This window comes from Serinibacter arcticus, assembly GCF_003121705.1.
GTDB lineage: Bacteria > Actinomycetota > Actinomycetes > Actinomycetales > Beutenbergiaceae > Litorihabitans.
In genome coordinates this window covers 3,897,008-3,909,690 of record NZ_PYHR01000002.1, presented here as the reverse complement: position 1 = coordinate 3,909,690, position 12,683 = coordinate 3,897,008, and the positions used below count along the sequence as shown (strand labels likewise).

General features: G+C 74.0%; 10 protein-coding genes. 3 read left to right on the top strand and 7 right to left on the bottom strand.

Going from position 1 to position 12,683, the window contains the following annotated elements; genetic code table 11:
- Positions 1-154: 154 nt before the first annotated feature.
- The 5 genes from hpf to mtrA all read right to left on the bottom strand — a co-directional run bounded on the left by hpf (position 155) and on the right by mtrA (position 6,178).
- Positions 155-811, bottom strand: a complete 657-nt coding sequence (hpf, locus tag C8046_RS17350; protein ID WP_109230523.1) for a ribosome hibernation-promoting factor, HPF/YfiA family — start codon at positions 809-811, stop codon at positions 155-157.
- A 160-nt stretch (positions 812-971) separates the two neighbouring features.
- A complete protein-coding gene (locus tag C8046_RS17345) occupies positions 972-1,793 on the bottom strand; it encodes a ComF family protein (protein ID WP_146197212.1) in 822 nt (273 codons plus the stop codon).
- 91 nt (positions 1,794-1,884) lie between these two features.
- Positions 1,885-3,810 (bottom strand): LpqB family beta-propeller domain-containing protein, encoded by a 1,926-nt coding sequence (locus C8046_RS17340; protein ID WP_109230521.1) that lies wholly within the window; start codon positions 3,808-3,810, stop codon positions 1,885-1,887.
- The gene (gene mtrB / locus C8046_RS17335) at positions 3,807-5,498 is read right to left on the bottom strand and encodes an MtrAB system histidine kinase MtrB (RefSeq protein WP_235866386.1); all 1,692 of its coding nucleotides are present in this window, start codon (positions 5,496-5,498) and stop codon (positions 3,807-3,809) included. Before mtrB ends, C8046_RS17340 begins: the two co-directional genes overlap by 4 nt.
- The gene (gene mtrA / locus C8046_RS17330) at positions 5,495-6,178 is read right to left on the bottom strand and encodes an MtrAB system response regulator MtrA (protein ID WP_109230520.1); all 684 of its coding nucleotides are present in this window, start codon (positions 6,176-6,178) and stop codon (positions 5,495-5,497) included. The genes mtrB and mtrA overlap by 4 nt, the downstream gene beginning before the upstream one ends.
- 18 nt (positions 6,179-6,196) lie before the next feature.
- Between mtrA and C8046_RS17325 the strand changes: the two genes are divergently transcribed.
- Positions 6,197-7,210 (top strand): hypothetical protein, encoded by a 1,014-nt coding sequence (locus C8046_RS17325; protein WP_146197211.1) that lies wholly within the window; start codon positions 6,197-6,199, stop codon positions 7,208-7,210.
- Here C8046_RS17325 and nhaA read toward each other — a convergent pair.
- Both nhaA and ahcY read right to left on the bottom strand, forming a co-directional pair.
- On the bottom strand, positions 7,207-8,499 hold the full coding sequence (gene nhaA, locus C8046_RS17320) for a Na+/H+ antiporter NhaA (protein ID WP_109230518.1): 1,293 nt from the start codon (positions 8,497-8,499) through the stop codon (positions 7,207-7,209). The genes C8046_RS17325 and nhaA overlap by 4 nt on opposite strands.
- 105 nt (positions 8,500-8,604) lie before the next feature.
- Positions 8,605-10,134 carry an adenosylhomocysteinase gene (ahcY, locus tag C8046_RS17315; RefSeq protein ID WP_109230517.1) on the bottom strand — a complete coding sequence of 510 codons (1,530 nt, stop codon included), beginning with the start codon at positions 10,132-10,134 and terminating at the stop codon, positions 8,605-8,607.
- 313 nt (positions 10,135-10,447) lie between these two features.
- Between ahcY and C8046_RS17310 the strand changes: the two genes are divergently transcribed.
- Positions 10,448-11,815, top strand: a complete 1,368-nt coding sequence (locus tag C8046_RS17310; RefSeq protein ID WP_109230516.1) for a quaternary amine ABC transporter ATP-binding protein — start codon at positions 10,448-10,450, stop codon at positions 11,813-11,815.
- Complete coding sequence (locus C8046_RS17305) at positions 11,812-12,678, top strand: ABC transporter permease (protein ID WP_109230515.1); 867 nt, start codon at positions 11,812-11,814, stop codon at positions 12,676-12,678. Before C8046_RS17310 ends, C8046_RS17305 begins: the two co-directional genes overlap by 4 nt.
- The last annotated feature ends 5 nt before the right edge of the window (positions 12,679-12,683 follow it).

The window sequence follows — 12,683 nt, the reverse complement described above, 5'->3', positions numbered from 1 at the left end:
CGTCCTGGCGCGCACCGGTGGCACGAGCCGACTGACCCGCCGGAGCGGTGCCGGGCCGGCGCCGGCAGGTGGCCCCGGACACGACGACGGGCGCCGGGATCCGTCCCGGCGCCCGTCGGCGCATCAGTGGTGGAGGTCGAGCCCCACGGGGCTGCTACTCGTTGGCCTCGGCCTGGGCGTCCAGGCGGATGACGCCGTAGGTCCAGCCGTGGCGGTGGTAGACGACGGCCGGCTGGTGGGTCTCGGCCTCGATGAACAGGTAGAACGGGTGACCCGCGAGCTCCATCTCGTTGATGGCCTCCTCGACGGTCACCGGGGCGGTCTTGTGGACCTTCTGGCGGACGACCACGGGCGAGTCGCCCAGCTGCGTCTCGACCGCGACGTCCGTCTCGGTCGGCGCCGGGATGACGTCCGCGAGCTCGACGGAGGCGTCGTCCACGACGCTCTCGACCTCGACCTGCAGCTCGGCGTCCTGCGCGGGCAGGGCCCGGGCCTCGCGTCGCGCGCTCTTCGCCTTGCGGCGGTCGTGGGAGCGGCGCAGCCGCTCGAGGAGCTTCGTGGTGGCGACGTCGAGCGCCGCGTAACGATCGGAGGCACTCGCCTCGGCGCGGACCACCGGACCCTTGTCGCGCACGGTGAGCTCGATGCGCTCGCTCGAGGACGCCTGCCTCGGGTTGGGCTCGTGGGTGACCTCGACGTCGACGCGCTGCGCGTACGGCGCCAGCTGCGTGACCTTGGACAGCTTGTCCTCGACGTGCTCGCGGAACCGGGGTGCAACCTCGGTGTGCCGACCGACAACGACGATTTCCATGGCTTACCTCCGTTGATCGCCTGACTGCGTGAGCCAGGGACTGTGTGGGGTGACTCCACCCTCACGGGTGGCGGACGGCGGGCCTCACCCCCCGCAGGAGCCTCGATCGCTGCCAGCCGCCTCGTCGCGGGGTGGTCGTGGTGTGCTCCATGAATCGACGTTAGTCCACCCGCGCGCCGGTGGACAGGCGGTCGCCCGACCCGGGCGCCCGAGCGGCCGCGATCACGACGCCCAGGAGCACGCCGCCACCGGCGTCCTCGACGGCGGAGCGGCAGCGCTGCAACGTCTCACCGGTCGTGAGGACGTCGTCGACGAGCACGATCCGCTGTCCACCCATCGAGACGCGCGCGACGACCCGGGCGTGTCGGCGGTCCGGCCGACCGCGCCGGGAGGGGACACCCGACGCGTGGTGGCCGCCGCGGCCGCGCTGCCCGAGCGCGAGCACGACCCGGGCGGGCTGCCCGTGCTCGGCGATCCGTCGCGCGACGGCGTCGGCCAGGCTCGCGACGGGTGGTCGGCCCTGCAGCACCCGTCGCAGGCGGGACGGCGCCGGGACGACCCAGACCTCGTCCGGCCCGTCCCGAGCCCTCGTGTCGCGGAACGTCCCGCCGCCCGCCACCCAGGCGTCCACGACCCCGGCGAGCGCCCCGTCGAGGATCGCGTCCAGGTCCCGGCGGCCCGCGACCTTCCACGCCAGCACGATCCGACGCAGGGCCTCGCGGTAGGGCCCCAGGCCCCACACCGGCAGGCCGCCGGCCAGGGCGGGCGCCCCGCCGTCGACCCGGGTCGGCCGGGTCAGCCGGGTGCGGCACTCCTCGCACAGCGTGACGTCCCAGCGGTCGCAGCCCGCGCACGCGAGCGGGACGACCAGACGCGCCAGCTCGCGGCCGAACGACGTCGCCACCACCCGCCACCGCACCCGTCGTGCGGACGAGGGCGAGAGCGGCCGGGGGACGCGTGCCGGCGTGGGCCTGGAGGTCATGGCGCCAGCGTGCCGCGAGGCACCGACGGCGAGGCACGCGTCCGAGGACGGTCGGGCACGACGACGCGGTCGCCCGGGCTGGGGACAGTGCTCAGCCCGGGAAGGCCGGGTCGGTCACCCCCGAGGCGACCTCCTCCCAGCGCAGCGACACCCGGAGCAGGAGCCGCCCCTCCGCCGTCGCGAGGTAGAGCTCGCTGAGGCCGTTGCCCGCGGCGATCCCGACCGCCTGGGCGGTCGTGGAGACGTTGACGACCGGCCCGCTGACGAGCACGGAGCGCACGCTCGGCACGGCGCCGGCCTCCTGCGAGGCGAGAACGGCGAGCCCGGTGGAGTCCGTCCACACGACCCCCAGCCCGGTCGCGAGGTCGCTCACCAGCACCGGGCCCGGCAGGAGCCGTCGGGGCGTGCCGTCGGGCTCGCGCACGACGGTCGCCACCCTGACCTCGGCGACCCCGTCGCGCTCGGTCATGACGGCGGCGCGGGCGCCGTCGCGCGACACGCGCACCTGCACCACCCGGCCCGCGAGCATGTCGGCCTCGACCACGACGGGGACCCGTCCCGGGCCGGACGCGGTGAGCGTGCCGTCGTTGTCGCGCTCCCCCGTCAGCACCCAGCCGAACCGGTCCTGCGTCGGGGCCAGCAGGTCGGTCCCGCTCGCGAGCGTGGTCACCGTCCCGTCGGGGGCGACGTGCAGCAGGGTCCGGGCCCCCTGGAGGACGGCGACGCCGTCGGCGGCGTCGTAGGCGGGCGCAGGGTCGTGCAGGTCGTCGGGGAGCGGCGCCGGCGGCGTGACCGGGGCGGTCGTCTCCGTGCCGGTGCCGGTCTCCGTGCCGGTCCCGGTCCCGTCGTCCGTCCCGGTGTCGCCGGTCCCCGTCGAGGCATCGGCGTCCGCGTCGGTGACGGTGACGTACGGCGTCACCCGCGAGCCGTCGACGGTCACGAGCTCGCCGTCGGCCAGCGCGACCAGCCGGTCGACGACCACGTCGGCCCGGCCGGGCGACGGCGAGTCGGGCATCGGTTCGAAGAGGTTCCCGTCGAGCCAGAGCCCGACCCCGAGGATCCCGGGGATCGAGACGAGGGTCTCGCGCAGCTGCGTGTACAGCAGCGCGCGCTCGTCGTCGGAGAGCTGCTCACCGCCGCGCAGCCGCACCTCCGCCTCGCCGTCCTCGGTGACGACGACGCCGGCGCCCGGCTGGGCCAGCGTCATCCCCGCCTCCGCGCGGGTGGTCACGCCGGGCGAGAGCCAGGGCGCCGGTCCGGCGAGGAGGAGGTCGAGCGCGTGCGAGACGGCGTTGCGGCTGGGGACGAACCGCTCGTCCGGGACGAGCGTCGTGAGGTCGGGCGTGAGGAACATGACGGGCACGGGCCGGAAGACGTTGCCGAACGCGACCTCCGACAGCAGCAGGCCACCGGGCAGCGAGTCGATGCGCCACTCACCCTCGACCCGCACGAGCTCGTAGGCGAGCTCGGAGGCCGTCGTGGAGGTGGCCGCCGCGTAGATGCCGGAGCTGTCGACGTCGGCGACGGCGACCACCCCGAGTCGCACCTGGACGCGGTCGAGCCCCTCGATGTCCTCGGGTCCCAGGGCGCCGTCGCCGTCCGGGCTCGCCTCGGGGTCGACGGGGGCGTCCTGGCCGGCGTCCGAGGCCGGCTCCGTGGAGTCCTCGACGCCCTCGGGCAGGGTCACCACGGGCACCTGCGGCGCCTCGTTCGCCGAGATGACCACCTGGTCCAGCGGCTGCCACCCGGTGCTCGCCGACGTCGTCAGGAAGGACCGGGCGACGGCGAAGTCGTTCTCGCCCGAGAGCCCGGCGGCTCCCGCCTGCAGGAACCCCTCGATGATCTCCTGGGGCTCGGCGTCGGCCACGGGGCCGCTCGCCTCGTACTGGATCGTGCCGGCGGTGGGGGCGTCGGTCATGCCCTCTTCGACCGGTCCCGAGGTGGGTAGCGACGTGCAGCCCGCGACGGCGAGCATCGCGGCGAGCGCGAGCGCCGCCGTCCGTCGTGATCGCCTCACGGTGTCCCCTCCTCGCCGTCGAACCCGGGCACCGACGCCGGCGAGGGCCCGAGCAGGAGGTTCGCCGGCTCCGGCTCGGGCGACTCCTCGACCCGCACGAGCGGACCCGGCGACTCCGTCACGGTCACGCCGGCGCGGCGCGGCAGCGTCAGCCGGAACGTCGCGCCGACGCCCGGGCTCCCCCACGCCTCGAGGTCGCCGGCGTGCAGCCGCGCGTCCTCGAGCGCGATCGCCAGCCCCAGCCCGGTGCCCCCGATCGTGCGCGCCCGCGACGGGTCGGCACGCCAGAACCGGTCGAAGACCTGCTCGCTCTGCCGCGTCGTCATGCCGATCCCGTGGTCGACCACGCTGACGGCGACCGCGCGCTGGTCCGCCGCGACGACGACCTCGATCGGTCGCGCCTCCGCGTGCTCGATCGCGTTGGCGAGCAGGTTGCGCAGGATGCGCTCCACGCGGCGCGGATCGATGTCGGCGCGGCACGCGACGTCGGGCATCTCGACGTCGAGCCGGGTCCCCATCCGCTCCGCGAGCGGCGCGGCCAGGTCGACGGCGCGGCGCACCACGGTGCGCACGTCGAGGTGCTCGACGTCGAGCATCGCGGCGCCCGCGTCGAACCGGGAGATCTCGAGCAGGTCGGCCAGCAGCGCCTCGAACCGGTCGACCTGGGTGTGGAGCAGCTCGGCCGAGCGCCGGGTGGTCGGGTCGAAGCCGCCGCGCGCGTCGTAGATCATCTCCGACGCCATCCGGATCGTCGTGAGCGGGGTGCGGAGCTCGTGGCTGACGTCGGAGACGAACTGCTGCTGCACGAGCGAGAGGCCGGCGAGCCGCTCGATCTGGACCTGCAGGCTCTCCGCCATCTCGTTGAAGCTGCGGCCGAGCAGGGCGAGCTCGTCGCGGCCCTTGGTCGTCATGCGCTCGTCGAGGTGCCCGGCCGCGAGCCGCTCGGCCGTGCGGGCCGCCTGCTGGACCGGTCCGAGCACCTGCCGGGTGAGGTAGAGCGCCATCGCCGCGAGCAGACCGAGCAGCGCGAGCGCCGCGAGGGCGAGCGTCTGCTGGATGAGGACGACGGTGTCCTCCTCGGTCTCCAGGCTGTAGACGAAGTAGAGCTCGTACGGCCCCACCACGGGCGGCGAGACGACGGCCCCCACGACGATGCCCGGGCGCGGACGCTCCCCCGAGGTGAGCTCGACGGCCTGCCAGTGCTGGGTCCCCGTGTCGCGGAGGGACTGCTGCAGCTCCTCGCTCAGACCGACGCTCGTGCCGTAGGTGAACGGGAGCAGCGACGTGCCGGCGGTCTCGGACGGGCTGCGGCGCAGCATGGTGCCGACGGCGCCCGACCCGGGGCTCTGCGTGCGCCGCACGATGTCGTTCACCACGCTCTGGACGAGCGCGGGCGTCGAGGCGGTCGAGGCGTCGAACTGCTGCTGCACCAGGCTGGTGCGCGTGGACGCGTCCGAGAGCGCCTCGGTCACGCGCTGCTCGTAGAGGGTGTCGCGGACGCGTTCGGACAGGTAGACGCTGATGAGCATGAGGGCGACGATGCCCACCACCGTGGTCACCACGAGCACGCGCAGCCGGAGCGAGCGCCCCCAGGCCGCGCGGAAACGACGCAGGGCGGTGGCCACGCCACCGCGGCGCCAGGACCGTCGCAGGGCGGGCAGCCGGCGGACCGCCGCCCCCGCCGTCACGAGGTCGGCGTCCCCGCCCGGTAGCCGACGCCGCGCACGGTCACGACCACCTCGGGGTGCTCGGGGTCGCGCTCGATCTTGGCCCGCAGACGCTGGACGTGGACGTTGACGAGACGGGTGTCCGCCTGGTGGCGGTAGCCCCAGACCTGCTCCAGCAGCGCCTCGCGGCTGAAGACCTGCCACGGCTTGCGCGCGAGGGCGACGACGAGGTCGAACTCCAGCGGCGTGAGCGCGATGGTCTCGCCGCTGCGCATCACCCGGTGGCCGGCGACGTCGATCGTCAGGTCGCCGATCTGAAGCCGCTCGGTGGCATCGTGGTCCTGGCGGCGCAGCCGCGCGCGGACGCGGGCGACGAGCTCCTGCGGCTTGAACGGCTTGATCATGTAGTCGTCGGCGCCGGCCTCGAGACCGCGCACGACGTCGACCGTGTCGGAGCGCGCCGTCAGCATCACGACGGGGGTGTCGGCCAGCCGGCGGATCTCGCGGCACACCTCGATGCCGTCCTTGCCCGGAAGCATGAGGTCGAGCAGCACCAGGTCGGGGTTGGCCTCGTTGAACACCTCGATCGCGTGCTCGCCGTCGGGGCAGAACGCCGCCTCGAAGCCCTCCGAGGCCAGCACGATGCCGATCATCTCCGAGATGGCGGGGTCGTCGTCGACCACGAGGATGGTGGAGGTCATGCCCCTATGGTGGCACCCGTGAGCACACCTCGTGGTTGGGGCGAACCGGCGCGCCCCCGATCTTCTGGCCCGGCGGCCGGCCCCGGGGCCGTTCCCGGCACTCCCGGGGAGGGCGACGGCGGACCCGACCGGCCCGCTGGACCGCCGCCCGCGATGGGCGTCGGCGAGCTCATGGACCGCGTCATCGCGGCGATCCGCACCGCGCCCCGCTCGACGTGGCTGTTCGGCGTGCTCGTGGTGCTCGCCCTCGGGGCGCTGGAGCTCCTCGCGACGGCGCTGCTCCCGTTCGGCGGCATCGCCGACCTGCTCGTGGCGACCGGCACGGGCGGCGAGGCGTGGCAGGACGAGGCGCTCTCGGAGGTGCACGTGCTCGCCGGGCAGCTCGTCACCTCGACGCTCGCGAGCGTCGTCGGTGCCGTGGCCACCACCGTGATCGTCGGCTGGACGGCCCGCTCGCTCGCGCTCGCGGCACCCGGGGCGTCCGCGTCGCCGTCGCCCACCTGGCGAGCGCTGCGACCGCGGCTGGGCGGCCTTCTCGCGCTGATGCTGCTGACGGTGCTGGTCGTCACGGCAGCGGTGGCCGTGCCCGCCCTGCTCGTGGCGCTCGCGGTCGGCACCGGGTCGGTGGGGCTCGTCGTCCTCGCCGCGGCGCTCGGCCTCGCGGGCACCGTCGCCGTCCTCGTGCGGTTCGCACCCGCCGTCGTCCTCGCCCTGCCCGAGCACGCCACCACCGACCCCGCGGCGGGCGGCCCGGGCGCCTCGCTGCGCCGGGCAGCGGGGCTCGTGGCGGGCGAGCGCTGGCGGCTGGTGGGGATCTGGCTGCTGACCGTCGTGGTCCTGACGATCGCCGGTGGCGTCGTGAGCACGCCGTTCACCGGCATCGGGACCTACCTGGCGCCCGACTCCCTGGCGCTGTGGTCGGTGCTCGGCTCGATCGTCGCCTCCGCCGTCACGGCGCCGCTGGGCGCCCTGGTGCTCAGCCTCGTCCACACCGAGCTGGCCGAGCGGCGCGGCGCCCCGGCGGCGCGCTAGTCGGTCGGCCGGTCCACCGACGCGGGCAGCACGGACTCGCGAGGCCGCACCAGACGCAGCGCGACGGCGCCCACGACGGCGGCGACCACCGACGCGGTCAGCACCGCGATGACGACCTCGGAGGAGCGGTCGGACCCGCCGAACGCCAGCGAGCCGATGAGCAGCGAGACCGTGAAGCCGATGCCCGCGAGGCAGGACACCGCGCTGATGTCGCGCCACCGCACACCGCTCGCCAGCCGCGCGCCCGTGAACCGGCACAGGAGCCAGGTCGCCGCCGTGATGCCCAGCGGCTTGCCGACGACGAGGCCGAGCAGCACGCCCCAGGCGACCGGGTCCGCGAACGTCGCGGCGAGCAGGTCCGGCTCGACGACGACCCCGGCGGTGAAGAGGGCGAACACCGGGACGGCGAACCCGGCCGACACCGGTCGCCAGGCGTGCTCGAACCGCTCGGCGAGGGAACCGCGACCGTCGTCGCCGCCCTCACCGGCCGACCCGGCGGCCCGCCCGTCCGCCGTCGCACCCCGCGCGGGGACCACCAGCCCGAGCGCGACGCCGGCGATCGTCGCGTGCACCCCGGCACGGAGCATCGCGACCCAGGCCAGCACCGCGACGGCGACGAGGAGCACCGTCGTGGCGCGCGAGCGCATCAGGGGCGAGCGCAGCACGAGCGCGAAGGCGACCACGGCGACGAGCGAGAGGGCGAGCCAGCCGAAGGCCACGCCGTCGGAGTACGCGACGGCGATGATGACGATCGCCAGGAGGTCGTCCACCACGGCCAGGGTGAGCAGGAACGCGCGCACCGCGACGGGCAGCCCGGGAGCGACGAGAGCGAGCACCGCGACGGCGAAGGCGATGTCGGTCGCCGTCGGGACCGCCCACCCCGAGACGTCGCCCCCGGGCGCGGAGGCGTTCACGGCGAGGTAGATCGCCGCCGGCGCGAGCATGCCGCCCACGGCCCCCACCATCGGGACGACGGCGGTGCGCACGTGGCGCAGCTCGCCCACCTGGATCTCGCGCGTGAGCTCGAGCCCGACGACGAAGAAGAAGATCGCGAGCAGACCGTCGGCCGCCCAGTGGGCGACCGAGAGCTCGATCGGACCGACCGTCAGGGGCGCGTGCGTCAGCTCCTCGAACCACGCCCGGGTAGGTCCGTTCGCCAGCACAAGACCGACGACGGCGCCCAGCAGGAGCAGGACGCCCCCGGTGCGCTCCGCGCGCAGGGTGTCGAGCAGGTTGCGGCGTCCGCCCGGGGTGAGGGAGGAGAAGAGGGGCGAGGGGGTGGTGGACACGGGTGCTCCCGGGGGTCGACGAACGGGGACGCCGACCAGACTTCCCGGCACACCAGGGTCGAACCTACGCCGGTCCCGGGGGCGACGCCCCCGGGACCGGCGCTCTCAGTAGCGGTAGTGCTCGCTCTTGTACGGGCCCGCGACGTCGACGTCGATGTACTCGGCCTGCTCCTTGGTGAGCTCCGTGAGGTCGGCCCCGAGCGCCTCGAGGTGCATGCGCGCGACCTTCTCGTCGAGCTCCTTGGGGAGCCGGTGGACGTCGGGCGTCCCACCCTCCCCGACCTGGAGGTAGTCCGCGTCGGTGTGCAGCTCGATCTGCGCGAGCACCTGGTTGGCGAACGACGCGCTCATCACGAAGCTCGGGTGCCCCGTGGCGTTGCCGAGGTTGAGCAGGCGCCCCTCGGACAGCACGATCACGCTGCGCTCGGCGCGGGCGTTCCCGTCGGAGTCGACGTCGGCCGGCAGCGTCCACTCGTGCACCTGCGGCTTGATCTCGGTGCGCACCACGCCCGGCAGCGCCTCGAGGCCGGCCATGTCGATCTCGTTGTCGAAGTGGCCGATGTTGCCCAGCACGGCCTTGTCCTTCATCGCGGCGATGTGTGCCGCCGTCACGACGGCGACGTTGCCGGTCGTCGTGATGACGAAGTCGACCGAGCCGATGACGTCGTCCAGGCGCGCGACCTGGTACCCGTCCATCGCGGCCTGCAGGGCGCAGATCGGGTCGATCTCGGAGACGATGACACGAGCGCCCTGACCCCGGAGCGACTCGGCCGCGCCCTTGCCGACGTCGCCGTAGCCGACCACGAACGCGACCTTGCCGCCGATCAGCACGTCGGTGGCCCGGTTGAGGCCGTCGGGCAGCGAGTGCCGGATGCCGTAGCGGTTGTCGAACTTCGACTTCGTGACGGAGTCGTTGACGTTGATCGCCGGGAACAGCAGGTCCCCGGTGGCGGCGAGCTGCGCGAGCCGGTGGACGCCCGTCGTCGTCTCCTCGCTCACGCCCTTGAGCGAGGCGGCGAGACGCGTGAAGCGCTGCGGGTCGGACGCGAGGCTCGCGCGCAGCGTGGCGAGGAAGACGAGCTTCTCGCCCGAGTAGCCGCGGTCGCCCGGCTGCGGGTCGCTCTCGACGGCGCCCTGCTTCTCGGCGGTGACGCCGTCGTGCACGAGCATCGTGGCGTCGCCACCGTCGTCCAGGATGAGGGTCGGGCCGACGTCGACGCCCTCGGCGTCGACCCAGCGCAGGATCTCGTCGGTGCACTCCCAGTACTCCGGCAGGGTCTCGCCCTTCCAGGCGTAGACCGGGACGCCGCGCGGGTCGGCCGGCGTGCCGCCCGTCTCGGGGCGCCCGACGACGACGGCCGCCGCGGCCTCGTCCTGCGTGCTGAAGATGTTGCAGCTCGCCCAGCGGACCTCGGCGCCGAGCGCCGTGAGGGTCTCGATGAGGACGGCGGTCTGCACCGTCATGTGGAGGCTGCCGGCGATGCGCGCCCCGCTCAGCGGCTGCGCGGCGCCGAACTCCTCCCGCAGCGCCATCAGTCCAGGCATCTCGTGCTCGGCGAGGCGGATCTGGTGACGCCCGGCCTCGGCCAGGGCCAGGTCGCGGACGCGGAAGGAGAGGTCGCCGTGGGTGCTCATCTGGGGTGCGGTCACGGTCCCCCAGCGTACGCGGGGGCCTCGGGCATCAGTAGTGTAACGAACCGATAACGATCATGGAATGGTAAAGCCGCAGGTCAGAGGCATAGTGGCGGGTGAGCAAGACGCCAAACCCGCCCCAACGTCGCCCTTCCCGCTTTGCATCCTCGGCCGCATCGGCGCACGGTGGAAGCCACACCACACGTTTGAGCCGGGCGCACCGCGTCGGGCCGATCAAGCACGCCCGCACCCGGTCTCCCGGGGCCACGACCACGTCCCCCGACGGGTCCGGGCGGTGCTGCGGAGGGCACTTTCCATGACAGACACACCCATCGAGCTGCGCGCCGACGGCGTCTACAAGATCTTCGGCAGGCGCGGCCCCGAGGCCGTCAGGCGCCTGCGGTCCGGGGCGACCCGTGACGAGGTCAGACCCCTGGGCACCGCCGCCGTCATCGACGCCTCCTTCGAGGTGCGACGCGGCGAGATCTTCGTCGTGATGGGCCTGTCCGGCTCGGGCAAGTCGACGCTGATCCGCATGCTCAACGGTCTGTGGCGGCCGACGGCCGGCACGATCCACCTGGGCGAGGACGAGCTCGGCACCGTCAGTCCCGCCCGGCTGCGGCAGATCCGACGCGAGCGCGTCTCGATGGTGTTCCAGCACTTCGCGCTGCTCCCCCACCGGACCGTGCTCGAGAACGCGGCCTACCCGCTGGAGATCCAGGGCGTGGCCGCCGCCGAGCGACGCGAGCGCGCCGCCCGCGCCCTGGAGCTGGTCGGGCTCGCCGGCTGGGAGAGCTCGCTGCCCGGCAACCTGTCGGGCGGCATGCGCCAGCGCGTCGGCCTGGCCCGCGCGCTCGCCGCCGACACGGACGTCCTGCTCATGGACGAGGCGTTCTCGGCGCTCGACCCTCTGATCCGTCGCGAGATGCAGGAGCAGCTGCTCGAGCTGCAGTCCACGCTCGGCAAGACGATCGTGTTCATCACCCACGACCTCAACGAGGCGATGTTCCTCGGCGACCGCGTCGCCATGATGCGGGACGGCCGCGTCGTCCAGGTGGGGACGGCGGAGCAGATCCTGTCCGAGCCCGCGGACGACTACGTCGCGCAGTTCGTGGCCGACGTCGACCGCACCCGGGTCCTGACGGCCTCCTCCGTGATGCGCCCGTCGCGCGTCGTGGTCGGGCTCGGGGGCGGGCCGCGCCAGGCCCTGCGCACCATGGAGGAGCACACGGCCTCGGCCGCCTTCGTGACCGACCGCAGCCGCACCTTCCACGGCACCGTCACCGACACCGACCTCCTGCAGGCCGTGCGCCGCGGCGATGCCGACCTGCGCGCCGTCGCCCGACCGGACGACCGCGCCGTGTCCCCCGAGGCACCGATCTCGGAGATCTTCGCGCCGGCCGCCGAGTCCGTCCTCCCCGTCCCGGTCGTGGACGACGCCGGCCGTCTCGTGGGGGTCGTCCCCCGCGTCCGGCTGCTGGAGGCCATGTCCCACACCACCGACCCCGGCAGCGGCGAGGAGGACACGACCCCGATCGGCGAGCCCCTCCCGACCGCGGGGTTCGCCACGGGCGGTGGTCCCGCGGGTGACCCGCCGGTTGCCCCGCCCGCCGCCGCCCCCGTCGAGGACGGCCCCACCGTCCCGCCCCTCGCCGCACCGCTCAGCACGGAGGACCAGCTGTGAACGACCCGATCGTCCGTCTCCCCGTCGGCGAGGCGGCCGAGGCCGCCGTCGACTGGCTCACCTCGACCTTCTCCTGGCTCTTCGACCTGATCAAGACCGTGCTGTCCAGCGCCTACAACGGGCTGGACGGCATCCTGACGGCGCCGCCGTTCTGGGTGGTCATCGCGCTGCTCGTGGCGCTGGCGTGGTGGATCCGGAGCTGGAAGCTGGCCCTCACGGCCGCCGTCGGGCTGGTGCTCATCAACATGATGAACCAGTGGGACAACGCGATGCACACGCTCGCGCTCGTGCTGATCGCGACGGCGATCGCCCTCGTGATCGCCATCCCGCTCGGCATCCTCGCCGCTCGCAACGACCGCGTCTCCGCCGTCGTGCGGCCCGTTCTCGACTTCATGCAGACGATGCCGGCGTTCGTCTACCTCATCCCGACCGTGACGATCTTCCTCACCGGTGCCGTGCCCGGCCTGGTGGCCACGGTGATCTTCGCGCTGGCTCCCGGCGTGCGCTTCACCGAGCTCGGCATCCGCCAGGTCGACCGCGAGGTCGTCGAGGCCGGTGAGGCCTTCGGGTCGAGCTCGGGCCGCATCCTGCGCCAGATCCAGCTCCCGCTGGCGATGCCCACGATCATGGCGGGCGTCAACCAGGTGATCATGCTGGCGCTCTCGATGGTCGTCATCGCCGGGCTCGTCGGCTCCGCCGGCCTCGGGTCCGAGGTCACGCGCGCCCTGTCCAGCATCAACGTGGGCCTCGGCTTCGAGGCCGGGCTCGCCGTCGTGATCCTCGCGGTCTACCTCGACCGCGTCACGTCCGCGCTCGGCTCGCGCTCCGCCGTCGCCCGCGCCCGCACCACCACCTCGGCCTGAGCCAC